General features: G+C 62.4%; 27 protein-coding genes. 20 read left to right on the top strand and 7 right to left on the bottom strand.

The features are described 5' to 3' along the window. Positions 1-2,025 carry a pyrroloquinoline quinone-dependent dehydrogenase gene (locus AB8B02_RS11675; protein ID WP_439063978.1) on the bottom strand — a complete coding sequence of 675 codons (2,025 nt, stop codon included), beginning with the start codon at positions 2,023-2,025 and terminating at the stop codon, positions 1-3. A 141-nt stretch (positions 2,026-2,166) separates the two neighbouring features. Continuing rightward, complete coding sequence (locus AB8B02_RS11680) at positions 2,167-2,334, bottom strand: hypothetical protein (protein ID WP_439063979.1); 168 nt, start codon at positions 2,332-2,334, stop codon at positions 2,167-2,169. Positions 2,335-2,468: 134 nt separating this feature from the next. On the opposite strand from AB8B02_RS11680, the gene AB8B02_RS11685 reads away from it, so the two are divergent. The 9 genes from AB8B02_RS11685 to AB8B02_RS11725 all read left to right on the top strand — a co-directional run bounded on the left by AB8B02_RS11685 (position 2,469) and on the right by AB8B02_RS11725 (position 10,383). After that, positions 2,469-2,675 (top strand): DUF6894 family protein, encoded by a 207-nt coding sequence (locus tag AB8B02_RS11685; RefSeq protein WP_089264111.1) that lies wholly within the window; start codon positions 2,469-2,471, stop codon positions 2,673-2,675. A gap of 113 nt (positions 2,676-2,788) precedes the next feature. Further along, the gene (locus AB8B02_RS11690; RefSeq protein WP_439063980.1) at positions 2,789-3,541 is read left to right on the top strand and encodes a DUF1236 domain-containing protein; all 753 of its coding nucleotides are present in this window, start codon (positions 2,789-2,791) and stop codon (positions 3,539-3,541) included. 290 nt (positions 3,542-3,831) lie between these two features. Next, the gene (gene aroQ / locus AB8B02_RS11695; protein ID WP_093758393.1) at positions 3,832-4,299 is read left to right on the top strand and encodes a type II 3-dehydroquinate dehydratase; all 468 of its coding nucleotides are present in this window, start codon (positions 3,832-3,834) and stop codon (positions 4,297-4,299) included. Between the two features lie 51 nt (positions 4,300-4,350). Next, positions 4,351-4,845: an acetyl-CoA carboxylase biotin carboxyl carrier protein gene (gene accB, locus AB8B02_RS11700; protein WP_089264108.1), complete on the top strand. Its 495-nt coding sequence runs from the start codon at positions 4,351-4,353 to the stop codon at positions 4,843-4,845. Positions 4,846-4,875: 30 nt separating this feature from the next. Continuing rightward, the gene (gene accC, locus AB8B02_RS11705) at positions 4,876-6,228 is read left to right on the top strand and encodes an acetyl-CoA carboxylase biotin carboxylase subunit (protein WP_120289360.1); all 1,353 of its coding nucleotides are present in this window, start codon (positions 4,876-4,878) and stop codon (positions 6,226-6,228) included. A gap of 116 nt (positions 6,229-6,344) precedes the next feature. Continuing rightward, the gene (locus AB8B02_RS11710; RefSeq protein ID WP_439063981.1) at positions 6,345-7,868 is read left to right on the top strand and encodes a sensor histidine kinase; all 1,524 of its coding nucleotides are present in this window, start codon (positions 6,345-6,347) and stop codon (positions 7,866-7,868) included. Further along, a complete protein-coding gene (locus tag AB8B02_RS11715) occupies positions 7,865-8,305 on the top strand; it encodes a response regulator (protein ID WP_089264105.1) in 441 nt (146 codons plus the stop codon). The genes AB8B02_RS11710 and AB8B02_RS11715 overlap by 4 nt, the downstream gene beginning before the upstream one ends. Further along, the gene (locus AB8B02_RS11720; protein ID WP_439063982.1) at positions 8,302-9,396 is read left to right on the top strand and encodes a response regulator; all 1,095 of its coding nucleotides are present in this window, start codon (positions 8,302-8,304) and stop codon (positions 9,394-9,396) included. The genes AB8B02_RS11715 and AB8B02_RS11720 overlap by 4 nt, the downstream gene beginning before the upstream one ends. A gap of 147 nt (positions 9,397-9,543) precedes the next feature. After that, entirely contained in the window at positions 9,544-10,383 is an 840-nt protein-coding gene (locus AB8B02_RS11725) for a metallophosphoesterase family protein (RefSeq protein ID WP_439063983.1), read from the top strand. Here AB8B02_RS11725 and AB8B02_RS11730 read toward each other — a convergent pair. Next, positions 10,310-10,807, bottom strand: coding sequence for a Crp/Fnr family transcriptional regulator (locus tag AB8B02_RS11730; RefSeq protein WP_320444282.1), 498 nt, complete (start codon positions 10,805-10,807; stop codon positions 10,310-10,312). The genes AB8B02_RS11725 and AB8B02_RS11730 overlap by 74 nt on opposite strands. A gap of 251 nt (positions 10,808-11,058) precedes the next feature. On the opposite strand from AB8B02_RS11730, the gene AB8B02_RS11735 reads away from it, so the two are divergent. Genes AB8B02_RS11735 through upp form a run of 3 tightly spaced genes read left to right on the top strand, consistent with a single transcriptional unit; the run spans position 11,059 to position 14,239 of the window. Further along, positions 11,059-12,315, top strand: coding sequence for a GTP cyclohydrolase II (locus AB8B02_RS11735; protein WP_092143569.1), 1,257 nt, complete (start codon positions 11,059-11,061; stop codon positions 12,313-12,315). Positions 12,316-12,325: 10 nt separating this feature from the next. Next, positions 12,326-13,570: a URC4/urg3 family protein gene (locus tag AB8B02_RS11740; RefSeq protein ID WP_439061660.1), complete on the top strand. Its 1,245-nt coding sequence runs from the start codon at positions 12,326-12,328 to the stop codon at positions 13,568-13,570. 39 nt (positions 13,571-13,609) lie between these two features. Beyond that, on the top strand, positions 13,610-14,239 hold the full coding sequence (upp, locus tag AB8B02_RS11745) for a uracil phosphoribosyltransferase (protein WP_089264099.1): 630 nt from the start codon (positions 13,610-13,612) through the stop codon (positions 14,237-14,239). 57 nt (positions 14,240-14,296) lie between these two features. Here the strand turns inward: upp and AB8B02_RS11750 are convergent, their stop codons facing one another. Both AB8B02_RS11750 and AB8B02_RS11755 read right to left on the bottom strand, forming a co-directional pair. Then, positions 14,297-15,742: a DASS family sodium-coupled anion symporter gene (locus tag AB8B02_RS11750; protein WP_439063984.1), complete on the bottom strand. Its 1,446-nt coding sequence runs from the start codon at positions 15,740-15,742 to the stop codon at positions 14,297-14,299. 451 nt (positions 15,743-16,193) lie between these two features. Then, positions 16,194-17,549: an NAD(P)/FAD-dependent oxidoreductase gene (locus AB8B02_RS11755; RefSeq protein WP_439063985.1), complete on the bottom strand. Its 1,356-nt coding sequence runs from the start codon at positions 17,547-17,549 to the stop codon at positions 16,194-16,196. A 287-nt stretch (positions 17,550-17,836) separates the two neighbouring features. On the opposite strand from AB8B02_RS11755, the gene aat reads away from it, so the two are divergent. Beyond that, positions 17,837-18,523: a leucyl/phenylalanyl-tRNA--protein transferase gene (gene aat, locus AB8B02_RS11760; RefSeq protein ID WP_093758385.1), complete on the top strand. Its 687-nt coding sequence runs from the start codon at positions 17,837-17,839 to the stop codon at positions 18,521-18,523. Positions 18,524-18,538: 15 nt separating this feature from the next. Here the strand turns inward: aat and AB8B02_RS11765 are convergent, their stop codons facing one another. Next, positions 18,539-19,459, bottom strand: a complete 921-nt coding sequence (locus AB8B02_RS11765) for a DUF2155 domain-containing protein (protein ID WP_115028915.1) — start codon at positions 19,457-19,459, stop codon at positions 18,539-18,541. A 225-nt stretch (positions 19,460-19,684) separates the two neighbouring features. On the opposite strand from AB8B02_RS11765, the gene AB8B02_RS11770 reads away from it, so the two are divergent. The 3 genes from AB8B02_RS11770 to AB8B02_RS11780 are packed head-to-tail and all read left to right on the top strand — an operon-like array spanning position 19,685 to position 21,961. After that, a complete protein-coding gene (locus AB8B02_RS11770; protein ID WP_439063986.1) occupies positions 19,685-20,464 on the top strand; it encodes an SDR family NAD(P)-dependent oxidoreductase in 780 nt (259 codons plus the stop codon). A 27-nt stretch (positions 20,465-20,491) separates the two neighbouring features. After that, positions 20,492-21,439: an alpha/beta hydrolase gene (locus AB8B02_RS11775; protein ID WP_439063987.1), complete on the top strand. Its 948-nt coding sequence runs from the start codon at positions 20,492-20,494 to the stop codon at positions 21,437-21,439. A 30-nt stretch (positions 21,440-21,469) separates the two neighbouring features. Beyond that, on the top strand, positions 21,470-21,961 hold the full coding sequence (locus AB8B02_RS11780; protein WP_439063988.1) for a GFA family protein: 492 nt from the start codon (positions 21,470-21,472) through the stop codon (positions 21,959-21,961). Here AB8B02_RS11780 and AB8B02_RS11785 read toward each other — a convergent pair. Next, positions 21,958-22,692, bottom strand: coding sequence for a GntR family transcriptional regulator (locus tag AB8B02_RS11785; protein WP_439063989.1), 735 nt, complete (start codon positions 22,690-22,692; stop codon positions 21,958-21,960). The two genes, AB8B02_RS11780 and AB8B02_RS11785, sit on opposite strands and share 4 nt — an antisense overlap. Before the next feature lie 163 nt (positions 22,693-22,855). On the opposite strand from AB8B02_RS11785, the gene AB8B02_RS11790 reads away from it, so the two are divergent. The 4 genes from AB8B02_RS11790 (at position 22,856) to AB8B02_RS11805 (ending at position 26,241) form a co-directional block, all read left to right on the top strand. Next, on the top strand, positions 22,856-23,875 hold the full coding sequence (locus tag AB8B02_RS11790) for a TRAP transporter substrate-binding protein (protein WP_439063990.1): 1,020 nt from the start codon (positions 22,856-22,858) through the stop codon (positions 23,873-23,875). Between the two features lie 61 nt (positions 23,876-23,936). Continuing rightward, positions 23,937-24,512: a TRAP transporter small permease gene (locus AB8B02_RS11795; RefSeq protein WP_439063991.1), complete on the top strand. Its 576-nt coding sequence runs from the start codon at positions 23,937-23,939 to the stop codon at positions 24,510-24,512. Continuing rightward, positions 24,509-25,789 (top strand): TRAP transporter large permease subunit, encoded by a 1,281-nt coding sequence (locus tag AB8B02_RS11800; RefSeq protein WP_068736733.1) that lies wholly within the window; start codon positions 24,509-24,511, stop codon positions 25,787-25,789. The genes AB8B02_RS11795 and AB8B02_RS11800 overlap by 4 nt, the downstream gene beginning before the upstream one ends. 14 nt (positions 25,790-25,803) lie before the next feature. Continuing rightward, a complete protein-coding gene (locus tag AB8B02_RS11805; RefSeq protein ID WP_439063992.1) occupies positions 25,804-26,241 on the top strand; it encodes a type II 3-dehydroquinate dehydratase in 438 nt (145 codons plus the stop codon). Positions 26,242-26,260: the final 19 nt, after the last annotated feature.

Below are 26,260 nucleotides of genomic sequence, written 5' to 3' on the forward strand. Positions count from 1 at the left end.
TCACACCCGAGCCTTGCGCCGAACACGCCAGGCTAGAACAAAGGCAAGAGACAGGACGAGCACCACGCCAAGCACGATCGCGCCGGCGCGAAGCCGGCCGCCGGGACGATCGATATAAAGCGAGCGCAGCGACGGCGCCTCTCCGTCGTGCGCAAGACGAAACGCCACGACGCTGTCGCCGATCGAGGTGCCGACTTCCGAATGACCGCCGGCGGCGATGACCACATACTGCTCTCCATTCGCGGCGTAAGTCATCGGATTGGCGACGCCCGGCACCGGTAGTCGCCCCTGCCAGAGTTCGGCGCCAGTCTTCGCATCATACGCACGCAGGTAGGCATCCATCGCGCCGGTGAAGATCACGCCGCCGCGCGTCGGCAGCAGACCATTGACCAGCGGCATGCCGGTGGCCAGTGCGAGCCCCAGTGGCGCGGTGTCCTCGGTGGTGCCGACTTTCGACTCCCACAGCACTTTGCCCGCCTTGAGGTCCACCGCAACCATCGCGCCCCATGGTGGCTTGTTGCAGGGCATGCCGAGCGGCGACGTTACAAGCGCCCGCGTCATGGCAAAAAGCGCGCCGCGCTGCGCGCCAAAATCCGTACCTGCCGGCGGCCTGTAGTTCTGCGCCTCGGCGCGCGGGATCAGGGTGACCCGGTGTACGGCGCGGCTCGTATTGGCATAGAGCACCTGACTGACGGGATCGAAGGCAACGCCGCCCCAGTTGACGCCGCCACCGGTCATCGGAAACAGCAAAGTGCCCGCAACGGTCGCAGGTGGCGTGTAGAGCCCTTCGTTGCGTCCATTGGCCAGTTCATCCCGACACTTGCCGCGATCCCAGAATGTCACGCCGAACGCCTCATCCGGCATTACCCGCTGCGGCACCAGTGTCGGAAGATGCGTTGGAAAGGGCTGAGTGGGCGACAGCGCTTCGCCCTCAACGCCGCCCTGCGGAACGGCCCTTTCCTCCACCGGCCAGATCGGCGTGCCGCTGCTGCGATCCAGCACGAACAGAAAGCCCTGCTTGGTGGCCTGGATGACGACATCGCGGGGACCGCTTGCAAGATCGATGCGGGCCAGCGTCGGCTGCGCCGGCACGTCGTAGTCCCAGACATCGTGATGCACGGTCTGGAACGACCAGACCAGTTCACCCGTGTCGATCTTCAGCGCAACGACCGAATTGGCGTGCGCATTGTTACCGGGCCGCTTACCGCCCCAGAAATCCGGACTGGGTGACGACGTCGGCAAGAACAGCAATCCGCGTTCGTCATCCACCGACATCGGCGCCCAGACATTGGCGTGGCCGGCTTCGATACCGTCATGGACCAGCGGATCCCACGACCATCGCGGCGCGCCGCTGCGCACATCGAACGCGCGGACGGTCCCCTTGGGCGCGCTCACACGCCGATTGTCGGCGAGTGCAGAACCGACCACGACGACGTCGCGCCCGACCACCGGCGGCGATGTGATCTGAAATTCACCGGGGCCATCAAGCGGCATTCCCGGGTCGAGCTTGACCTCACCCTGCGCGCCGAAGTCGGCACATGGCAGTCCGGTCGCGGCATCCAGCGCAACGATACGGGCATCGTTGGTGCCCATGAAGATGCGGCTGCGACAGGTCGCGCCGGATGCTGCGCGATCGTCACGCCAATAGGTCACGCCGCGGCAAACCCAGCGGTTGGCGGGGCGCACGTCTGGCGCGACCCGCGCATCAAAACGCCACTTCTGCCGGCCGCTGGCGGGCTCGAGCGCGATTACCTCGTTGAACGGCGTGCAGAAGATCAGGCTGTCTTCAACGAGCAACGGCGTCGCTTCGAACTTGGTGCGCGCCATCTGCGCAGGTGTGCGACGCAGGAGATCGCCAGTCTGGAAGCGCCAAGCCTCGATCAGGCGGCCGACATTGTCGGAGGTGATCTGCTCAAGCGGCGCAAAGCGAGAGCCACCACGGTCGCCGCCCCAATGCTCCCATCCGAGCGCGGGCACAGCCGACAAGACTACCAGCGCCAGGATTCTTCCAATCCAATTCCTCATCGAAGCACAGCTCCGCAGATCCCGACTGACATGACCAGATGTTAGTCGTTGAGCCTGCCCTGTCCATGTCGAACGCATAGTAAAGAGGCCGGCTGCGTAACAGCCGGCCTCTTTGAAACTCGATAAATATTATAGCGATGGTTACGCGATGTCCTCGACTGTCGTCTCGCCGTCATCCGAGCGCTGCTCAAAGCGCGATAGCCTGTTTGCCGTATTTTCCAGGACGCCGGCGACAAAATCGGAGACCGAATTCTCGATCGGCACCGCTTCCGCTATCTTCTGAACGATTATCTCCACAAAGGCTGGCATCGCATTTTCCTTATTCGATGGTGCAATGCACGTGCTCCCATTTGGTTCCGGCTGAGACCGTCTTCATTCCATTTCCGACGTAGGAACATCGCCAACGGTGGTGGATTGCCCTTTACGGAGGAGGAGAAAGAGCAATGCCAAAATATCATTTCGAGATTGTCGATGGTTTCCGGCTTGAGGACCCCGTAGGTCTGGATTGTAGCGACGACACGCAAGCCAGGGATGTAGCCAAGAATATTGCTCATCAAATCGCAGTTGATATCGCAGGCGACTGTGACCGGAAGGTCGTCGTCATCGATGACAACGGCGATGAAGTCTACAAGACGAAGATCAAGCCCTGACGCGGCGTGACGTATACTCAAGCGTAACAAAAGCAATGGAACTACACTTTCTCAGGAACATCCCTCCGCCAATGCCGTTGTACGGCGGGCAATGCATCGCGAGGAGAACCAAGATGAACAACCGTTTATTGATGAGCGTCGCCGCCGCTGCACTGATTGCAGGTTCGGGTTTGGCTAGCGCGCAAAATCCCGGCGGCGCAGGAGCTGCAACATCGGGTGGCGGCGCCGGAGGTGCCGGAATGACCCGTGAGGCGCCGGCAGGCGGTGCTGCACGTAGCGGCGCAACGAGCGCGCCCGCAGGCGGCGCGGCTGCTGATCGTGCTGCGCCGGCCGAACGCACCGCACCAGTCAACAAGGACGAAGCGACCGACACCACCAATAAGTCCGAGCAGAAGCCGGCGGTGAAGTCGACGCAGTCCGACGACAAGATGCAGCGTGACGACAAGCGTACGACCGACTCGACCCGTGACAGCGGAAAAGCCGGCACGGATATGAAGGCCGATTCCAAGTCGACCGACTCCAAGTCAACCGACTCCAAGTCAGGTGCCGACACCAAGTCGACATCGACGGAGACCAAGTCGACCACGACCACCGGTCAGGCCGGCGCGGGCGCCAAGCTGACCACCGAGCAGCGCACCAAGGTCACCACGGTCATCAAGCAGCAAAATATCCAGCCGGTGACCAATGTGAACTTCTCGATCTCGGTCGGCACCCGTGTACCGCGCGAGGTCCGCTTCCACCCGCTTCCGGCTGAGATCATCACCGTCTATCCGGACTGGCGCGGCTATGAGTTCTTCCTGGTTCGCAACGAGATCATCGTCGTGAACCCGCGAACACTCGAGATCGTCGCAGTCATCGACGCCTAAGGCGGCGCATCTGATGTGACACCCGGGCGGGCTCGAAAGGGTCCGCCCGTTTGCTATCCGGGACGCTCCGCCCCTGTCGTGATCCGGCAGATCACCGGAAATGGCGCCAGTGGCTTTAACCTTGGTTAATAAGCATTTTCCACAGGTTCCAGTGGGCTTTTTATGAATTGGGTGAGGTATTTGGCTGGGGGAACCGGGGGTCTAGAGGCTTCCCCTCCGCGGTTTGGTTACCTATAACCCCGGGCAGAACGGCGCCCACCCGCGCCCATTGCTATTGCCCGGGATGTCCGATGGCCAATACCACGACCAACACCATCTACGTGCTCAACGGCCCCAACCTCAACCTGCTGGGAATCCGCGAGCCGGACACCTATGGGCATGCAACTCTGGCCGACGTCGAGAAGTTGTGCGTGACCACGGCCGCGCAATATGGCCTGACCGCAGATTGCCGGCAGTCCAATAGCGAGAGCGAGCTCATCGGCTATATCCATCAGGCCCGCGAGAAACACGTGGCCGGCATCGTGATCAATGGCGGCGCTTATTCGCACACCTCGATCGCCCTGCATGACGCCATCGTCGGTGTGCGCATTCCCACCGTGGAAGTGCATGTCAGCAACGTCTACACCCGCGAAAGCTTCCGCCACCATTCCTTCATCGCCAAGGCAGCCTTTGCCAGCCTCTGCGGCTTCGGCATCGAGGGCTATCGCCTTGCGATCAGCGGCCTCGCCGCAAAAATCGGTGCCAACGCCATCGCGTGACGCGCCCGCTTCGCTCATTATTCGTCTTTCACTTCAGACATTGGATTGCCCATGGCCCGCAAGCCTGACGACACACAGACCGCAACGCCGAAAGCCAGCAACGATAGCGGCATGATCCGCGAACTGGCGCTGCTGCTGGATGAAACCAACCTCACCGAGATCGAGGTCGAGCGCGCCGGTCTGCGCGTGCGCGTCGCGCGTAACATCAGCGTTGCTGCCGCTGTGCCAGCTTATGCGCCCGCACCGGCTGCTGCACCCGCGCCTGTCGCCGCAGCTGCTGCCGCACCGGCCGCCGCCGACATGACCAAGCATCCTGGCGCTGTGCCCTCGCCGATGGTCGGCACCGTCTACCGCGCCCCGGAGCCCGGCAAGCCGGCCTTCATCGAAGTCGGCGCCAAGGTTGCTGCCGGACAGACGCTGGTCATCATCGAGGCGATGAAGACCATGAACCAGATCCCTGCACCGCGGGCCGGTACCGTGACGCAGATCCTGATCGAAGACGGCTCGCCGGTCGAATACGGCGAAGCGCTGGTCATCATCGAGTAACACCACAACGTCCTCTGACTTCGGAACGCCATGTTCGAGAAAATCCTGATCGCCAACCGCGGCGAGATCGCATTGCGCATCCTGCGGGCCTGCAAGGAGCTCGGCATCGCGACCGTGGCCGTGCATTCAACCGCGGACGCCGACGCCATGCATGTGCGCCTCGCCGACGAGAGCGTTTGCATCGGCCCGCCGGCGTCGAAAGACAGCTACCTCAACATCCCATCGCTGCTCGCCGCCTGTGAAATCACCGGCGCCGATGCAGTGCATCCCGGTTATGGCTTCCTGTCGGAAAATGCGCGCTTCGCGGAGATCCTCGCCGACCATAATCTGAAGTTCATTGGCCCCAAGGCCGAACACATCCGCCTGATGGGCGACAAGATCGAAGCCAAGAAGACCGCCAAGCGGCTTGGCATTCCCGTGGTGCCCGGCTCGGACGGCGGCGTCGGCCCCGAAGACGATGCCATAGCGATCGCCCGCGAGATCGGCTTCCCGGTCCTCGTCAAGGCAGCCGCCGGCGGCGGCGGCCGTGGTATGAAGGTCGCGCAGACTGAAGCCGATCTGCTGATGGCGCTGTCCACTGCCTCGAACGAGGCCAAGGCTGCGTTCGGCGACGCGTCGGTCTATCTCGAAAAGTACTTGCAGAAGCCGCGCCACATCGAAATTCAGGTGCTCGGCGACGGCCGCGGCGGCGCGCTGCATCTCGGCGAGCGCGATTGCTCGCTGCAGCGCCGTCACCAGAAAGTCTGGGAAGAAGGTCCTTCGCCGATCCTGTCACCGGAAGCGCGCGCCAGGATCGGCGGCATCTGCGCCAAGGCGATGCAGGACATGCAGTATCTCGGTGTCGGCACCATCGAATTCCTCTACGAGGACGGCGAGTTCTATTTCATTGAAATGAACACCCGCATCCAGGTCGAGCATCCCGTCACCGAGATGATTACCGACATCGATCTTGTGCTGGAGCAGATCCGCATCGCCGCCGGCGGCGACCTGCCCTGCACTCAGGAAGAGGTCAACATCATCGGCCATTCCATTGAGTGCCGCATCAATGCCGAGAACCCGGAAACCTTCCGGCCGTCGCCCGGCACGATCACCCAGTATCACGCCCCCGGCGGCCTCGGCGTCCGCATCGATTCCGCGGTCTATCAGGGTTACAAGATCCCGCCTTATTACGACTCGCTGGTGGGCAAGCTGATCGTTCACGGCAAGAACCGGCCGGAATGCCTGATGCGACTGCGACGGGCCTTGGACGAGATCGTAGTGGACGGCGTCGAGACGACCCTGCCGCTGTTCCGGGCCCTGGCCCGGGAAAGCGATATTATCGAGGGCGACTATCACATCCACTGGCTGGAACAGTATCTGGCCGGCAAGGCTCCCAAGACCTGAAACATTTGGGATCAGTCTGGAACCAATCGCCTCGATCCGCGTTTTTTGTGCTGCCGGGAGACGTCCGGCGGCGGGGGCCATATTGAAGTCCAATCTGCAATCCAAGCGAGTACTACGTGACCGCTGACGCCGCCCGCAGGCGAGCGCTATGGCAAATCCTGGTGCTCTTGGCGGGATTGCTGGTGCTTGCCGCCATCAGCGCGGCCTCCGTTATCCTGGTGAACCAGGCACGTGACGATTCCAGGTGGGTGGTCCACACCGTCGAAGTCCAGAACCAGATATCGAACCTGCTGCTGGAAATCCGCCGGACCGAAAGCGCGACCCGCGCCTATCTGCTGTCCAGCGGTCCACAATTCCTTTCCGAATACGAAACCTCGGCGGCCGCGATCCTGCCGGCCGTCGACAGACTGGTGGCCCTCGCCAACGACAATCCGGCCCAGGTCGCCAACACGGTCAAACTGCATGCAGCCGTCGAGCAGCGACTGGCGGAATTCGCCAGGGGGATCGACCGCATCAAGAACAACGACATCCAGTCGAGCATCGACATCCTTCGTCGCGGCGGCGCCAATCAGGCCGTTCAGGACATCGCCGATATCACCCGCGCGATGCGCGCCGAAGAAGGCCGCCTGTTTGTCGAACGCACCCGGACGGCCGACCAGAGTCAGCAATGGGCCTCGTTAGTCACCGTGGCCGGCTCCGGTCTGGTGGTGCTCCTGGCGGCGCTGTCGATCTTCCTCGTGCGCCGCTCGTCAAACGCCCGCGATGAGGCGGAGGCCAGGTTGCGCGACAGCAACATCGACCTCGAAGCCGCCGTTGAGGAGCGCACCGCCGACTTGCGCGAAGCCAACGACGAGCTGCAGCGCTTCTCCTATATCGTCAGCCACGACCTCCGCTCGCCGCTGGTCAACATCATGGGCTTCACCAGCGAGCTCGAAGAGCTGCGCGGCGATATCTTCAGGCGCATCGCAACGCTCGCCAATGCAGACCCCGTCGTGCCCGATGTGAACGGCGAATTGCCGGAGCCGGCGCTGCCCGAACAGGACAAGCAACTCTCCGCCGATTTCACCGAAGCGCTCGGCTTCATCAAATCGTCGATCGGGAAGATGGACCGCTTGATCAGCGCTATTCTCAATCTGACCCGCGAGGGCCGGCGGGAGTTCAAGCCGGTGAAGATCGACACCCGCGAACTCATCGAAGGCATCGCTTCCACCGTAGCGCATCAGGCAGCCGAGACCGAAACCCAGATCCGCATCGAGCCATTGCCTGACATCGAGAGCGATCGTCTCGCAATGGAACAGATCTTCGGCAACCTGATCGACAATGCGCTGAAATATCTGAAGCCCGGCGTCCCTGGCGACATTCTCGTCAAGGGCCGCACCAAGATGGGCTTTGCGATCTTCGAGATCATCGACAACGGCCGCGGCATCGATCCCCGGGATCATCAGCGCATCTTTGATCTTTTCCGCCGTGCGGGTACACAGGACAAGCCCGGCCAGGGCATCGGACTGGCCCATGTGCGCGCTTTGGTGCGACGAATGGGCGGCACCATGTCGGTGTCATCGGAACTCGGCAACGGCAGCAACTTCACCGTCACGCTGCCGGCCAGATGGACGGGGCATAACCGGGATAAACAAACATGAGTAAGCCAGTCACCATCATTATGATCGAGGACGACGAGGGTCACGCCCGTCTGATCGAACGCAATATCAGGCGCTCGGGTGTCAATAATGAGATCATCCCGTTCACCAACGGTACAGACGCCGTCAACTACCTGTTCGGCAAGGATAGCACTGGCCTCGATCACAAGGGCGAAGCCCTGCTGATTCTGCTCGACCTCAACCTGCCCGACATGACCGGGATCGATATCCTGAAGCGGGTCAAAGAGAACGAATTTCTCAAATGTGCGCCCGTCGTGGTCCTCACCACCACCGACGATGCGCAGGAAATCAAGCGCTGCTACGAGCTCGGATGTAACGTCTACATCACCAAGCCCGTGAACTACGAGAGCTTCGCCAACGCGATCCGCCAACTCGGTCTGTTTTTCTCCGTCATTCAGGTTCCACAAGCGTCCACATGACATCTGCCACGACGCCTACGCTGCTGTATATCGATGACGACGCAGGTCTTGCGCGGCTGGTGTCGCGCGGCCTGACGCGGCAGGGCTTTGGCGTCGAGCATTGCGACAATGGCGAAGCCGGTATCGAACGGATCAAGCAGGGTGGCATCGACGTCATCGCGCTCGATCAGTACATGCCGGGCCTCGACGGGTTGGAAACGCTTGAGCAGATCCAGAAACTGCCCTCGCCGCCCCCGGTGGTGTTCGTCACGGCGTCGCAGGACAGCAAGATTGCCGTGACCGCCCTCAAGGCGGGTGCCGCCGACTATCTGGTGAAGGACACCCAGGGCGACTTCCTGCCGCTGCTGCATGTCGCCTGCACGACCGCCATCAAACAGGCCCTGATATCAAAGGCCCGCGACGACGCCGAAGCCGAAGTCCACGCGTCGCGCGATCGTTATGCGGCCCTTGCAGCCGAGCGCGAGGTGTTGCTGCGCGAGGTCAATCACCGCGTCGGCAACTCGCTGCAGATCATCGCCTCGCTGCTGCATCTGCAGGCCAACTCAACCAACGAAGATCACGTCAAGGTGGCGCTGACCAACGCCATGGGCCGGGTCGCCGCCGTGGCGCAGGTCCATCGCCGGCTGTACACCTCGCACGACCTCAACAGCGTGCTGCTCAATCAGTATCTCGAAGCCCTGCTGGAAGATCTCCGTCGCTCAGCCGAAGGCAACCGGATGTCGCGACTGACGCTGAAAGCGGAGTCCGTCGAGATCGATCCGGACCGCGCCGTAGCCATCGGCATCATCGTCAACGAACTGGTGATGAACGCCGTCAAATACGCCTATCCCGACGGAGCCGGCCCGATCCATGTCGTGCTCACCGCGCAGGGCGACCAGCTCGAACTGTCGATCACTGACGATGGCGTCGGCCTCAACGTGAAAGTCGACCCGCGCTCCACCGGCATGGGCCAGCGCATCGTCAATGCCATGGCCAGCAAGCTCGAAGCGTCCGTCGAACGCGATCCCGACCATACCGGCACGCGTATCGTGCTGCGGTTCTGCGCCGTCACCAAGCCCGTGGCCAAACCGCCGGTCAGCGCTGCGGGCTAGGCCCGTCTGCGCTGCGGCCGCGCCTTAAACACCCCCAACCTGCACAAATATGCCGCGCCCGTTCGCCTTGCGCGGTTCCATCGCATGCCTAGACTGCACCTTTCAGTCTGCTGATATTTCTCTTTCTTTCCGGACCTCGGATTTCATATGCGCTGCCTTGTCGTGGCCGACCTGCATTATTCGCTGCCCCAGTTCGACTGGCTACTCAGCGTCGCGCCGCAATTCGACCTCGTGATCTTTGCTGGCGACGCTCTTGATATCGCCTCGGTCGTCGACTTCCGCGCTCAAATCTTGGTGGTGAAAAAGTATCTCGGCCTGCTTGCCCAACGCACCAAGGTGATCCTGTGCTCTGGCAATCACGATCTCGACGAACGCAATGCCGAGGGCGAGAAGGTCGCGCGCTGGGTTGGCGATGTGGGACAACTCGGCATCGCCTGCGATGGTGACAGCCTCACCATTGGTGATACGTTCTTCACGGTCTGTCCGTGGTGGGACGGTCCGTTGGTCCAGCAGCGTATCGCGCAACAACTCAACGAAGCATCCGCACAAAATGCAAAACGCTGGATCTGGGTGCATCACGCGCCGCCAACCAACTCACCGACGAGCTGGGGTGGCAAACGTTACTTCGGCGATATCGAACTGGTGCAGTGGATCGAAGCGCATCGGCCCGCGATGGTGATCTCCGGCCATGTGCATGAGTCTCCGTTTGTCAAAGACGGTTCCTGGTACGACCGGATTGGTGAGACTTGGGTGTTCAATGCAGGCCGCCAGTTCGGCCGGCCGCCGGCTTACATCGTGCTCGACCTCGATGACGGCACAGCATTCTGGCTATCGGCGGAAGGCGCTGACCATATCGATCTGAACGCTCCGCTGCAGCGTCCGGCGTTACCGATCAAGGTCGCGCCCGCATGGCTCACATCCGTGGATCGTTTTGTCGATCCGAGCCCCGATCCGAACCTGGTGACACCTTCGTCGGCGACAGGTTGACCATGTTGTCCAGGAGTTCACCGACCATCGACAGATGCGTACCATGGCCGGCATATTGCTGCTTGATATCGGCAAGATAGCTCGTCGCCACATTGAGCCGCTGCGCCAGCAGCCGCGCGATCATCAGCACGACGGTCGGGTGAGCCCGCAAGAAATCCGTCGCATTCTCGAACTCGTAGACTTGCGTATCGATGGCAGCACGCACCGTGGCCGTATGCGGCTGTTCGAGGAGCACCGACATTTCACCGACCACCGCACCGGGTTCGGTCAAACTCGCAACCACCGTGTCGCCCTTGACGACATCGAGCTGCCCTTCGATCAGCACGAACAAATGCCCGCTGGTCTGTCCTTCCCGGATGATCGTATCGCCAGCTGCAACGCTGTGCTTCACGCCATCGCTGCAATGATCTAGAACGGCGCGCATATCAGGCACTCCAACATGGTTGATAAAGCGTATGCTCGCCGTGACGATCGCGTGACACAAGGCCCGAATGCGCCGAAATTGTCGGCAACCGGCGCATATTGGGTGCGGCGGAGCTTGCGAGACGTCCCGCCCCGGCTACCACGTCTTTCTCCCTGTTGCATTTGTTCGGGAGATAGTTATAGTTAGTTGCTTCCTTAGCAATAAGGCCCGTCCTTCCAGACGGGCCGTTGCCATTTTAGGGGGCCTTTGCGATGAGCCGTTCCAACCGGATCGATCATATTCGCCTGACGTCGCATCCTGCGCCGGGCGCCAAGCATCACTTCCCGATCCAGTGGGGCGCAGCCTCCGCACGCGAACGTGGACCGGTCATCGGCACCGTTTCCCGCCCGCAGGACCGCAACGTCATTGGCACCCATGGCGGCTCCTATTCGGTCTATCGCGCACTCGCGGTTTCATCCGGCGCGCTTGATCCGCTGAAGCGTCCCGACCTCACAAACACCCATCCCGCTGCTGTCGTCGGGCCTTTCGGACAATGGACCGATCCCGAGAAGATCGTATCGCTCGATCCCTGGGGTCATCTCGTTGCCGAGAACTTTGCGCCCGAGATCGCCGAAGGGATCGATATCCGCCCGAGCATTGCGATCACCAAGGCGCGGCTCGATCTGCCCGAGCTGCAGGCCGCGATCGCTGGCGGTCGCCTCAAACACGACGGCGACGTTGTGCATGCCAATGGCAGCGTCTCCGTCGTCAAGATTGCCATCGATCCCGTGTGGTATCTGCCCGGTCTCGCCAAACGCTTTGATACCAGCGAGAACAATCTGCGCCGTCAGCTGTTCGAACAGACCGCGGGCATGTTTCCCGAACTCGTGACGCGGCCTGACCTGCAGGTGTTCTTGCCGCCGATCGGCGGGACTACCGCCTATCTTTTCGGCGACGTCAGCAAGCTGCCGGATCACACGACCAAGATCACCTGCCGCGTTCACGACGAGTGCAACGGCTCCGACGTGTTCGGCTCCGATATCTGCACCTGCCGTCCCTATCTCATTCACGGCATCGAGGAATGCGCACGCGCCGGCCAGTCCGGCGGTCTCGGCATCATCATCTACAACCGCAAGGAAGGCCGTGCGCTCGGCGAGGTTACCAAATTTTTGGTCTACAATGCGCGCAAGCGCCAGGAGGGCGGCGACGCCGCTGCGCAGTATTTCGAACGCACCGAATGCGTCGCCGGCGTGCAGGACGCGCGCTTCCAGCAGTTGATGCCGGATGTGGTGCACTGGCTCGGCCTCAAGCGCATCGATCGCTTCATTTCCATGAGCGACATGAAGCATGATGCGTTGACCAGTCAGGGCGTCGAGATCGTCGAGCGCGTGCCGATCCCCGACGACATGATCCCGGCCGATGCGCATGTGGAGATCGCCGCCAAGAAGGCGGCCGGCTACTTCACGCCGGACCCGGTGACACCACAGGATCTGATCGACTCCGTCGGTCGCGGGCTCGAGAAGTATTGAGATATCAGCAGTGAATCCCCAGACCCCGGAAGCCTCTGCCGCCCTCTCGTTACTGTCAGCTCACGCCGTGCGCACCCGTGCGCAACGTATGCTGAACCTCGGCCTCGACGACAAACTGCCGAACTTCCGTATTGATCTCACGCGCATGGACGACGTGATCAACCTGGTGCTGGACACGACGCGCGCCTCCTATCCGTCGCTCGATGTCCCGTTCCATTCGCGCTGGCGTCACTTCGTCAATGCCGGCGACGATCGCTGGGCCGATGTCGCGGGTGGCATTTCATGGCCTGATCGCGCGGCACGCGGACGCGCGGAATTCGATCTCGCCATCACCAGCGTGTTTCTCGATGCCGGGGCCGGTCCGACCTGGCGCTATACCGATCCCAAAACCGGCGCGGCGATCGGCCGCTCCGAAGGTCTCGGTCTCGCGAGCCTCGCGATGTTCGCCGGCGGCACATTCTCTGCCGATCCCGCACAGCCGCTGCGCGCCGATGCCAGCAAGCTCACAGAGCTCGATGTCAGCGATCTCAAGCGCGGCATGCAGGTCTCCGACACCAATCCAATGGTCGGCATCGACGGCCGCGCCGATCTGTTGCGCCGGCTTGGCGAACACGTGGCGTCGAAGCCCGATATGTTCGGCACGAAGGATACGCCGCGGCCCGGTGGGTTGTTCGACCGCTTGGCGTCGCTGGCTGACAATGGCCGCCTGCCCGCTCCCACCATCCTCTCGGAACTGCTGCTGCAACTTGGTCCGATCTGGCCGTCGCGGCTGACGCTGGACGGCATCGCGCTCGGCGATTGCTGGAAGCATCCGGCGATGACGACCTCGGATGCGACGAGCGGCCTTGTGCCCCTGCACAAGCTGTCGCAATGGCTGGCCTATTCGCTGATCGAACCGCTGCAGACCGCAGGCATCGATGTGACCGATATCGACGGCCTCACGGGATTGGCCGAATATCGCAATGGTGGCCTTTTCGTTGATGGTGGTGTCCTGAAATTCCGCGATCCCGCTGACGCCACGCGTGAGCACGACGTATCGTCGCCGCTGGTGGTGGAATGGCGGGCGCTGACCGTGGCGCTACTTGACCGCGTCGCCGGCGGCCTGCGACAAAGACTGAAGCTCGACGCGACGTCGCTGCCGTTGGCCAAGGTGCTCGAAGGTGGCACATGGGCCGCCGGTCGCATCCTGGCGCGCGAGCGCCGCGAGGATCATTCGCCGCCGGTGAAGGTCATCAGCGACGGTACGGTTTTCTAGATCAAAGACGGTTTTACACTCTCGCAACGGATGAGGTTCATGGACGGCGTCACGATCGTTAATCACCCGCTGGTGCAGCACAAGCTGACGCTGATCCGCGACAAGAACCGCTCGACCAAGGGCTTTCGCGAACTGCTCAACGAAATCGGCATGCTGCTGTGCTACGAGGTGACGCGCGACCTGCCGCTCACCGATGTCGAGATCGAAACGCCGATCATGAAGATGACCGGCAAGGAAATCGCCGGCAAGAAACTGGTATTTGCGCCGATCCTCCGCGCCGGCCTCTCCTTCGTCGAAGGCATGATCGGCCTCGTCCCGTCAGCGCGTATCGCGCATATCGGCCTGTACCGCGATCCCGAAACATTTGTGGCCGTGGAATACTTCTTCAAGGCGCCGACCAATCTCGACGAACGCCTCGTCATCGTGATCGATCCGATGCTGGCCACGGCAAACACCGCGGTGGCCGCCATCGATCGCATCAAGGAGCGCGGCGCCAAGGACATCCGCTTTGTCTGCTTGCTGGCCGCGCCCGAAGGCATTGAACGTCTGCGCGGCTATCATCCGGACGTCCCGATCTGGACCGCGGCGATCGATGATCGGCTGAACGAGCACGCCTATATCGAGCCGGGTCTCGGTGACGCCGGTGATCGTGCTTACGGCACCAGGTAGCGAGATGCACCGACACGCGGGCGCCTCCTACCACGCGACGCTTCCTTGGACTGTGGCTCAGTTGATCATCAGCAGCCAGGGCATTACGACCAGCAGCAAGCCGGCGAAATAGATCAACCCGAAGATCAGGCCGAACTTCCAGAAGTCGGCCTTGCCGATATAGCCGCTGCCAAAATACATCGGTGCCGGTCCGGTGGCATAGGGCGAGATCACGCCCATCAGGCCAAGCGAGTAGATGCAGAGCAATGTCAGAGTCGACATCGGGATTCCTGGAATGCTTGACCCCACCGCCAGCACGACAGGCAGCATCGCCGCCGCGTGCGCCGTAATGCTCGAGAAAAAATAGTGGATCCAGAAGAAGATCGAGACCAGCAGGATCATCGCGATGGTCGGGCTGAATGTGGCGAGCGGAGCCGCCAGGCCGGCGGCAGCCCATTTGATGAAGCCGATGTCGTTGAGGCCGGATGACAACGTCAGCAGCGATGTGAAGTAGAAAAACACCTCCCACGCTGCTTTCTCGGCGATGATGTCGGAAAACGTGATGACGCCGGTGACGAGCATCAGCGAGATCACAACGAACACCACCATGGTCGCATTGATGAAGTTCGAACCGACGCCCGGCAGCGAGATGTCGGGATTGGATCCGGTGATCCATAGGAACATCGCAAGCACGACCAGTCCGGCCATGATCCATTCGCTACGCGACAACGCGCCCATGGATGCGAGTTCACCCGCGCTCCACGCCACGATCTCCGGGCTTTCTTTCACCTCCGGTCGGCAAATTGCGTAGCTCAGCAGTGGCAGAAGCAAAATCAGCGGCACGCCGAGCGGCGCGAAGCCGATGAACCACTGTGACCAGCCGACGTCCACGCTCACGATCTTCTTGGCGATGCTCAGTGCAGCCGCATTGGGCGCAAGCGCGGTGAGGAACATCGAACTCGTGACCGCAGTCGCCGCGAAGGCGGTCCACATCACGTAGGTTCCGATCCTGCCGGCTGTCGGACCCGGCTCCGATCCGTAGATCTTCGGGATGTTGCTGACAATCGGATAGACCGTGCCGCCACTGCGCGCGGTGTTCGATGGCGTCGCCGGCGCGAGAACGAGATCGGACAGCGCAACGGCATAACCCAGTCCCACCGTGTTGCGCCCGAGGCCGCGAACCAGCAGCAATGCCAGACGCCTGCCAAGACCGCTCTTGCGATAGCCGATCGAGAATACGAAGGCGCCGACAATCAGCCACACCGTGCTTTCGGAGAATCCGCTCAGCATCCAGCGCAGCGACTTGTTGGGATCGTGTTCGACATATCCCATCACGCCCGCAAAGGTCAGACCGATCAGACCGACCGCGCCTACGGGCATGGATTCCAGGATCAGGCCGGTAATCACCGCAGCGAAAACGGCAAAATAATGCCACTGATTGGCGACAAGCCCTGCCGGAATCGGGATGACGTACAGCACCAGCCAGACAGCGAGAGGTGCAATCTTCTTCCAGCTCAGCGACACGGCATCTCCTCCGGCGAGCCGAGCCGCCGTACCTGCGACAATACGTCCGGCAACGTAACACCAGTTGTTGCCCGGCGAGCAACCGCCAACGCGATCTGCGCCGCATGTATCACCATCTTAGAGCGCGCCCCTCTTTCCTTTCGCATCCGCAGCAAACGTCGCGCTGTCATGGAGCCGGGTCACGCGCGGCGTTGCGTCGACACCCCCAAATGCGACGTGGAGCGGCAGGAAATGCCGGTCTATCGGATGGTTTTCTTCACCGCATGGGGAGCAAGCCGACGACAGGTCATAAGTGAAGCTGCCGCTGCCGATCGCCGGCACGTTGCGTGCGCGCAGCTCGCCGGCGCGTATAGTCAGGCGACGCTCTCATACTGGATCAGCCGCGGCCCACGCTTGGCGGCATCCATGGCATCTATTTTTGCCAAGCCGCCCTGGCAACCGTCCCGAGATTTCAGCGCGCCGAACTGACGCGCTTCTCCTCGCCGCTATGCGACGGCACGGATTGGCTGTCGACCACGGCACGCCCCTGCGTGATCAGCCGCGCGCCGCGCTGATCCAGCGTGTGGATCCAGAGCCAGTTGATCGCAACGGCAAGACGATTGCGCAGCCCGATCAGGAAATAGATATGGGCGATGCCCCAGATCCACCACGCCAGCGCGCCGCGCAGCCTGACGCGGCCGAAGTCGATCACGGCGAGCTTCTTGCCGATCTGTGCGAGGCTGCCATCGTGCGAATAACGAAACGGTGCGGGCATCTCACCACGCAAACGTTGCTTGATTGCTGACGCGACATAGCGCCCTTCCTGCTTTGCTGCCGGGGCAATGCCAGGTACTGGCTTGCCATCAGGGGCAGCAATGGTCACGGTGTCACCGACAGCAAATATCTCGGGATGACCCGGCACTGTGAGATCCGGATTGACCTGCAGACGCCCGGCGCGATCAGCGGCAACGCCCAACCATTCGGCAGCCGGCGACGCGCGCACGCCTGCCGCCCAGATGATCGTCCTGGCACCGAGTGCCTTGTCGCCGTAGACAACGCCATCGATGTTGCAATCCGACACCGCATGTCCGAGCGCGACTTCGACGCCGAGCTTCTCCAGCGAGCGCTGTGCATAGGCCGACAGGTCCTCCGGAAATCCAGCGAGCACGCGTGTCCCCGCCTCGATCAGCACCACGCGCGTCTCGCGCGTATTGATATTGCGAAAATCTTCCGGCAGCGTCACCCGCGCGAGCTCCGCGATGGTGCCGGCGAGTTCGACACCAGTCGGTCCGGCGCCGATGATCACGAAGGTGAGCAGTGCCGCACGCTTGACGGGATCGCTCTCGCGTTCGGCACGCTCAAAGGCCGTGAGAATACGGCGGCGCAGCGTGGTCGCATCTTCCAGCGTCTTGAGGCCCGGCGCGAACGGCTCCCATTCATCATGGCCGAAATAGGCGTGGCCGGCACCCGTGGCGAGCACCAGCGTGTCATAGGGCAGCGTCTGCCCGTCATCGAGCAGCACCCGGCGCGCCGCCGCATCCACGCCGGTCACGGTGCCGAGCAGTGTCGTCACATCTTTGCGTCCACGCAACAGATAACGGATCGGCCAGGCGATCTCCGACGTCGCCAGCGATGCGGTCGCGACCTGATACAGCAGCGGCTGAAACAGATGATGATTGCGGCGATCGACAATGGTGATGCTGATATCGGCACCGGTCAGCCGATATACGGTCTCCAGCCCGCCGAAGCCGGCGCCGACAACGACCACCCGATGAGGCGTTGTCGTTCTGATCGATGCCTTGCCGTCGATTGTCACGATATTCGTCATGGTGAACAGGCTCCCTGCCTGCATCCTGATAGCTATGCCCGTCGTCCGAACAATCAAGCAACAATCGGACGCGCCAGGCCGGTTGTTGAGCGGTTCCAGATTGATCAGCCCGCGTTGGCATCAGTGTGCCCTGCGCGACCAGGACCGATCCAATAAGTAAGCCAAATGCCGGGCATAAGCATTGCTTGGTTCGTGATTCCGATCCTCCGATGCCCCCTCAATCCGCTCAGCGCCTGTGGAGCGCCGAGACCGTCGCCCGGGCGGCCTCGGCCTGCTATGCTGGCCGCATGAGCTCACGCGACTCTGCCTCCTCCGAGGTCACGCCCGAACTGCTGCTGCGCGCCTATGCCTGCGGCATCTTTCCGATGTCGGAAAGCGCCGACGATCCCGGCCTGTTCTGGGTCGAGCCCGAGATGCGCGGCGTCATTCCGCTGGATGGTTTTCGCATCAGCTCGCGCCTCGCCCGCACCGTGCGCTCCGACGTTTTCACAGTGACTGTCAACACCGCCTTCAAGCGCGTGATGGCCGAATGTGCCGCGCCAAAGCCGGGCCGCGAGGACACCTGGATCAACACGCGCATCCGCGACCTCTATGGCGAGCTGCATGAGATGGGCCACGCGCACAGCGTCGAAATCTGGCAGGACGACACGCTGGCCGGTGGGCTCTATGGCGTCTCGCTCGGCCGCGCGTTCTTCGGCGAGAGCATGTTTCATCATGCGCGCGACGCCTCGAAGGTGGCGCTGGTGCATCTGGTCGCCCGGCTGATCGCCGGCGATTTCAAGCTGCTCGACACCCAATATGTCACCGATCACCTGCTGAGCTTCGGCGCACAGGAAGTGCCGCGGGCCCGCTATCGCAAGCTGCTCGACGCGTCGCTCGACGGCATTGCGGAATTCGACAGACTGCCGATGGATTTCCCGCTCAAGGGCGCGACGGTGCTGGACATTATCGCGGGACGGAATAGCGCCTCTTAAGACGCGCCGTAACGCTTACTGCCGGAACGCCGGGAAGCCTGGCGGCGGCTGCAGGGGCTGCTGCTGGGCGCGCGGCTGCTGCTTCGGCGGCGCACGCTTCTGGGCCGGCGGCGGGGCACGCGGTGCGTCGGGCTGTGTCGTCGCAACCGTGGCTTCCGGCTGCTTACAATCGGTCAGCCAGATATCGTAGATCGGATGCTCGACGCCGTGCAGGCCCGGACTGGCCGCAAACATCCAGCCGGAGAAGATCCGCTTCACCTCGCCCTGCAGCGTGATTTCGTCAACCTCGACGAAAGCGTCGGTATTCGCCGCCTCGGTCGCCGGACGCGTGTAGCAGGCATCGGTCTTCACGCGCAGCGCGCCGAACTGCACAGTCTCGCCGATATCGGCGTCGAAATTGATGATGCGGCCGGTGATCTTGTCGAGGCCCGAGAAGCTCGCCTTCTTGTTGACGATCTTCTGCGCCGGCGGCTCGGTAACGACTTCATCGCCGGGCTGCAGCGTGGCGGGCGTCGGCGGCGCCACCTTGGGCGGCTGGCGGCCACCGGGAGCGGCGGCAGGCGGCGCGTTGGCGACGCCGGGCTGTTGCTGCCCTGGCGCGGCCGGCTGCTGGGCCTGTCCCTGCCCCGGCGGGTTCTGCGGAACGATAGTGGTGTTGCTGCCAGGCGGTGGTGCCAGTGGCTGCGACTGGACGGCGCCGGGCGGCGGTGCGCCCATGCCGGGACGGGTCGGCAACAGACGGCCCTGCGGCAGTTCCGGCACCTCTTCCTCGTCGTCCATGGGCGGCGGGGGTTGCTGGCCACGCGGCACGGCACCCGGCGGGCGCGGCGGCGTGTCGCCGAACAGCGGACCGAACTGCGCCTGCACAGGTGCAGGCGACAGTGAGGTGGCGGCCAGAAGGGCCGCAAATCCGGCAATGGTCAGGGTTCGCAACATGCGGCGCGGCTCAATCGAGAATCAGGCTCGCGACATTGTAGGAGAATGGCCGCGTAATCGCCTCCGGTTAACACGCCGAATGCGGCGGCGAAAGGGCACCCTGCTCCCCATACCGCCCGGCTGGTCAGGTCATTCTCCCCGTGAAATAGTCCACATCAGGCAGGCGCGCGATACGCGACCAGCCATCAATCCGGAACAAACCGGAGCATGGGGAGAACGTTCAAGATGACTGACGGAATCCGTCTGGACGGCAGAATCGCCGTCGTTACCGGCGCGGCCGGGGTGATCGGCACCGAGACCATCAAGCTGCTGGCGGCGCGCGGCGCCAGAATCGTCGCGGTGGATCGCGATGTCGCCGCCTTGAAACGCGCCGTCGCAGAACTCCCCGCCTCCGCCGAAGCGCTCGCTCTCACCGCCGACGTGACGAGCGAGGAAGACGTCATCGGCTATGTCGCCGCCACGGTGAAACGCTTCGGCACCATCGACATTTTCTACAACAATGCCGGGATCGAAGGCACGATTGCGCCCATCGTGAAGATGTCGCTCGCCGACTTCCGGCGAGTGCTCGACGTCAATGTGGTCGGCGTCTTTCTCGGCATGAAGCACGTGCTGCCAGTGATGCTGAAGGCCAACAAGGGCTCGATCATCAACACCGCGTCCATCGCCGGCGTCATCGGCTCGGCCGAAGTCGCCGTCTACAGCGCTAGCAAACACGCAGTGATCGGCCTCACCAAGAGCGCGGCGCAGGAATGCACCGGCACCAATGTACGCGTGAACTGCGTTTGTCCCGGCCTGATCGACAGCCGCATGCTGTCGGCCATCGTGGACGCACGCGTCGGCCGCGGCGCGCCCGCCCCTGTCGAGAAGGTCGTCGATCGCGTGCCGCAGCGCCGGCTCGGCCTCGCCCGGGAAGTCGCACCGATCGTGGCCTTCCTCGCCTCCGACGATGCGAGCTACGTCACCGGCTCCGCTTACACCGTCGATGGCGGCCGCACCTCCGCTTAAACATCAAGAAAACCAAGAGCAGATCACATGCCCGTCGTTCTCGATCCCGATGCCGCCGCCGTTCTCAACGTCTTTCGCGATGCCGGCCGTCCGCCCTATGAGACCATCTCGCCGCAGGAAGCGCGCGAGTGGTATTTGAAAGCGCGCCCGGTCGCCAATCCCGAACCGCCGGAACTGGCGTCGGTGACATCCATGACGGTGCCCGGCCCGGCCGGCACTATTCCCGTGCGGCTCTACACACCAAAGACCCTACGCAAAAAGGACGGCATGTCGCCCTGCCTGGTGTTCTTCCACGGCGGCGGCTGGGTGATCGGAGATCTCGACTCCCACGACGTAGTCTGCCGCATCCTCGCCCATGAAGGCCAGATGATCGTCATCTCGGTCGACTATCGCCTCGCGCCCGAGCACAAGTTTCCCGCCGCCATCGACGACGCCATTGCCGCGACGCGCTGGATTGCCGACAATGCCGTGCAGCTCAATGTGGATGCGAAGCAGATCAGCGTCGGCGGCGACAGCGCTGGCGGCAATCTCGCGGCCATCGTGGCCATCGATGCGCGGGACAATGGCGGGCCCAAGCTCGCCGGCCAGTTGCTGATCTATCCCGCCACTGATTTTCGCATGAACCATCCCTCACACAGCGAGCCGGAAACGAGCTGCCTGTTGACACACAACGTCATCCGCTGGTTCGCCGATCACTATCTCACCAGCAAGGCCGACGTCGACAACTGGCGGGCGTCACCTGCCCGCGTGGAGAACCTGAAGGACCTCCCGCCGGCCTATGTCATGACCGCCGGCGCCGATCCGCTGCGCGACGAAGGCGACGAATATGCTAGGCGCCTGTCAGACGCCGGCGTCGCCGTGGCCTATAAAACCTATCCCGGGCAATTCCATGGCTTCATCACCATGGGCAAGATCCTGCCCAAGGCGAACACCGCGCTCCATGAGATGGGGGAATGGCTGAAAGGGTTGGGCTAGCGCGCTGGCGGCGCCCCGGGAGCAATCGCAATGAAGAAGCCGGAGAAGATCGCGCCTGGCGGTTCGGTCAGGGGCCGTTGCCTATGCGGCACGGTTCAATTCGAAATCGATTTTCCGGCGCGCTGGGCCTGGCACGATCATTCCCGCGCAACACGGCAGGCGCATGGCGCGGCCTACGCGACCTATGTCGGAAGCTGGCGCAAGCGTTTCCGCGTCACCACAGGCGAAGCGGAGATCACACGCTTTGAAGACAAGACGTCGGAAACGGCGCGAAGCTTCTGCGCGCGATGCGGCACGCCACTATTTTACGAGCGCGCCCGCTCGCCGCACATGGTCAACGTTCCCCGCGCGCTGTTCGGCAGCCGCACCGGCCGACAGCCGCTTTATCATATCGGCATCGAGGAGTTGCAGGAGTGGACCTACACTGGCGAGCCGCTGGTCCCGCTCAAGGGCTTTCCGGGTGTCGTCTGGGAGCGTCCGGGAAGAAAGAAGAAACGGACTCCCAGCGACGAGCCGTTCTAGGTTTTCGGTTTCCTGCGCTGCTGGATGGTCTGCTGCCGCGACGGAGCCGGTCTCAGCCAATCCGAATTGCCAAGCGCATGTTTCACGCAGTCATGGATGTGGGTGTGCAGCAGTTTTCGCGCCTTCGCGGAATCCCGTGCCAGCGCGGCGTTCATCAGCTCGCGATGCTCGACCGCGGCCACCTCGCCGCGAAACACCACTGCCAGCATCTGGTAGCGCAGATACTTGTCGTAGGCCGCGGACAACGCATCGAGCAGTACCTGCGAGCCGCAGGCCGCGATCAGCGCGCGGTGAAATTGCCAGTCGCACTGCTTCCAGGCCTCGGTCTTCGACTTGTCGCCGGCCAGCATGGCCTTTTCCATGGCGGACAGCTTGTGATGAGCCGAGACCACCAGCGCTTCCCAATCGAGATCGCCTGATTTGAAAGACTGCTCGATGGCATGGCCCTCGAGCAGTTCGCGCAATTCGGCGATCTGCTGGAATTCGGTTGCCGAGATCGACGAAACCTCGAAGCCGCGCTGGCCTTCGGCGACGACGAAGCCTTCCGAGCACAACCGGTTCAGTGTCTCGCGCAGCGTCGAGACGCTGGTGCCGTAGGCGACGCTCATCTTCTCCAGCTTCAGCTTCTGGCCGGGCTCAAGCGTGCCGAAAATCACGTCGTTGCGGATACGCCGATAGGCGCTGTCGCCGACGGTCTCTCCGGCGCGATCCGCAATGGGGGTATCCAGCATGAAAGGTCCTGGTGACGAGGAATGGTCGCGCTGCGCCACCATACATCACCCCGCGCCTCAGACACAAATCATCATAGATAATGTAAAATATCGGTTGATTTTTGTTTTGTCGTAGATGACGGTGACGCTAAGAAGTAAAAATACCATCCAAGGGAGCTTCAACATGTCCGTACACCCGAAGTCCGCTGTCTGGCTTGCCGCTATCGCCGCCACCCTCGCCATCGCCGGCGGCCCTGCATCCGCGCAGGTGCAGGAGCGCACGATCCGCTGGGGTCACCTCAACAACACCGATCATCCCGTCAGCAAGGGCGTGCAGAAGTTCACCGAACTCGTTGCGGCCAAGAGCGGTGGCAAGATGAAGGTGCGCGAATATCCCGCCAACCAGCTTGGCTCCGAGATGCAGCAGCAGTCGGCATTGCGCGCCGGCACTCAGGAAATGCAGTCGCCCGCCACGACCTCGCTGGTCGGCATCGTCAAGGACTACGGGCTGATCGATTTCCCGTTCATCGTGTCGACACCGAAACAGGCCGACGCGCTACTCGACGGCCCGCTCGGGTCGGCTTTGCTTGCCAAGCTGCCGGAGAAGGGTCTGATCGGTCTCGGCTATTGGGATCTCGGCTTTCGCAACGTCACCAACAGCCGCCGCCCGATCACCAAGGGTGAAGACCTCGACGGGATCAAGATCCGCGTGATCCCGAACCCGGTCTATCTCGAGACCTTCAAGGCGTTCAACGCCAATCCGGTGCCGATGAGCTTCTCCGAACTCTACACCGCGCTGGAAACACGCACGGTGGACGGCCAGGAAAATCCGTTCTCGGTGATCCTGTCGAACAAGTTCTACGAGGTGCAGAAATATCTCAGCGTCACCAACCACACCTACTCCACCAACATCATCCTGGTCAGCAAGGTGTTCTGGGACAAGCTCACCAAGGACGAGCAAAAGATCCTGCAGGATGCTGCCAACGAGGCCCGCGACTATCAGCGCAAGGTCAGCCGCGATGCCGCAGCGGCTTCCATCGGCGAGCTAAAGGCCAAGGGCATGGAGGTCAACGAGATCGCTCCGGCCGAGCTTGCGAAGATGCGCGACAAGACCAAGCCGATCGCGGCAAAATTCTCCGCCGACTACGATCAGGAGATCGTCAAGCTGTTCAATAGTGAACTTGAGCGCGTTCACAAGGACTGAGTGAGCCGCGCATCACCAACCGTCACTACGCGGCGACCCCACGCTCACTGCGAAAGCATCCATGCCCGCTTCATCAACTACTGCGACAAGCAGGATCGTCGAAGCTTATTACCGGTCGATCAAGATCGTCATGGCGGTATTGCTTGCCGCCATGGTGGTCCTGGTATTCGGCAATGTAGTTCTACGTTACGTCTTCAACTCCGGCATCGCCATCTCCGAAGAACTGTCGCGCTGGCTGTTCGTCTGGATGGTGTTTCTCGGCGCCATCGTCGGCCTCCGCGAACACGCCCATCTCGGCGTCGACAGTTTCGTGAAGCTGCTGTCGCCGATGGGCCGCAAGATCTGCTACGCGCTCAGTCACGCGCTGATGCTCTACGCCTCTGTATTGCTCACCGAAGGCTCGTGGAAACAGACGGTGCTGAACTGGGACACGACGGCGCCCGCCTCCGGTCTCTCCGTCGGCCTGTTCTACGCCGCAGGTCTCGTCTTCGGCGTCGCTTCGATCCCGATCCTGCTGCATGACCTCTATCGCCTGTTCAGCGGCCAACTCGCCACGTCGGAGCTGATCACCATCAGTGAATCCGAGGAGCATGTCCCTGCGGCGCCCGCCCCTGCCAACGGGAACGACCGCCGATGACCATCAGCATCTTCACGTTCTCGCTGCTCGGCGCGATGGCCATCGGCATGCCGATCGCATTCGCCCTGATCATCTGCGGCGTCGCGCTGATGACCTATCTGGATATATTCGACTCCCAGATCATCGCGCAGAACGTCATCAATGGCGTCGATTCCTTCCCGCTGATGGCGGTGCCGTTTTTCATCCTGGCCGGCGAGATCATGAACACAGGTGGCCTTGCCCGCCGCATCCTGAACTTCGCCATCGCCCTGGTCGGCCATCTGCGCGGCGGCCTCGGCTACGTCGCGATCCTGACCTCGTGCATCCTGGCATCGCTGTCCGGATCGGCCGTCGCCGACGCCGCCGCACTCGGCGCATTGCTGGTCCCGATGATGGTTGCGGCCGGGCATAACCGCGCCTCCGCAGCCGGCCTCGTCGCCGCCGGCGGCATCATCGCGCCGGTGATCCCGCCTTCGATCGGATTCGTGATCTTCGGCGTTGCCGCCGGCGTTTCCATCTCAAAATTGTTTCTCGCCGGCGTGGTGCCGGGCCTGATGCTCGGCGGCAGCCTGTGCTTTGCCTGGTGGTGGGTTGCACGCAACGAGAACTCGGTGAGCCCGCCGCGCCAGAGCCTGGCGCAGATCTTTCGCGCGCTGATCGACGGCTTCTGGGCCTTGATGTTGCCGATGATCATCATCGTCGGCCTCCGCTTCGGCATCTTCACACCGACCGAAGCTGCCGTCGTCGTCGCAGTCTATTCCTTCATCGTGGCAACGTTCGTCTATCGCGAGCTAACACTGGCGCAGCTGATGAACATCCTGATCAGTTCAGCCCAGATCACCGCCGTGGTGATGTTCCTGGTCGCGGCAGCGCTGGTGTCGTCATGGCTGATCACGGTGGCCGAAATTTCCGGCCAGATCGTCGAACTGGCCCGTCCCTTCATGGGCAACCAGACGCTATTGATGATCGTGTTGATGATCATTGTCGTCATCGTCGGCACCGCACTCGACATGACCCCGACCATCCTGATCCTGACGCCCGTGTTGATGCCCATCGTCCGCGAGGCCGGCATCGACCCGGTCTATTTCGGGGTGCTGTTCATCATCAACAACGCGATCGGACTGATCACGCCACCCGTCGGCGTAGTGCTCAATGTGGTGTGCGGCGTGGCGAAGGTGAGCATGGACGAGATCATGCGCGGCGTCTGGCCGTTCATGATCGCACAATTGGTGGTGCTGGCGCTGCTGACGCTGTTTCCGTCGCTCGTGATGGTGCCGGCGAAGTGGCTCGGCGGCTAGAAGGAAGTTCGATAATGAAACGCGTGATGATCCTCAACGGTCCCAACCTCAACCTGCTCGGCGTGCGGGAGCCGCATATCTACGGAACCACCACGCTCGACCAGATCAAGGCCAGTTGCGAGGAACAGGCGGTCAAACTCAAATTGACGCTGGCGTTCCACCAGTCGAACCACGAGGGCGTATTGGTCGATCTCATCCAGTCGGCCCGTCAGGATGCCGACGCCATCATCATCAATCCCGCGGGCTATTCGTTCACCTCGATCGCCATGCTCGACGCGATGAAAGCGTTCGAGGGACCGATCCTGGAGCTGCACATTTCGAACATCCACGCGCGCGACAAGTATCATCGCCATTCGGTGCTCTCGCAGGCTGCCACCGCTGTGATCTGCGGTCTCGGACCGTACGGCTATGTCGCAGCGATGCTGGCGGTCGCGCAGATGCCCACGCGTTGATCGCGCCGGGCCGATGCGG

This window comes from Tardiphaga sp. 862_B3_N4_1 (assembly GCF_051811085.1).
Lineage (GTDB): Bacteria > Pseudomonadota > Alphaproteobacteria > Rhizobiales > Xanthobacteraceae > Tardiphaga > Tardiphaga robiniae.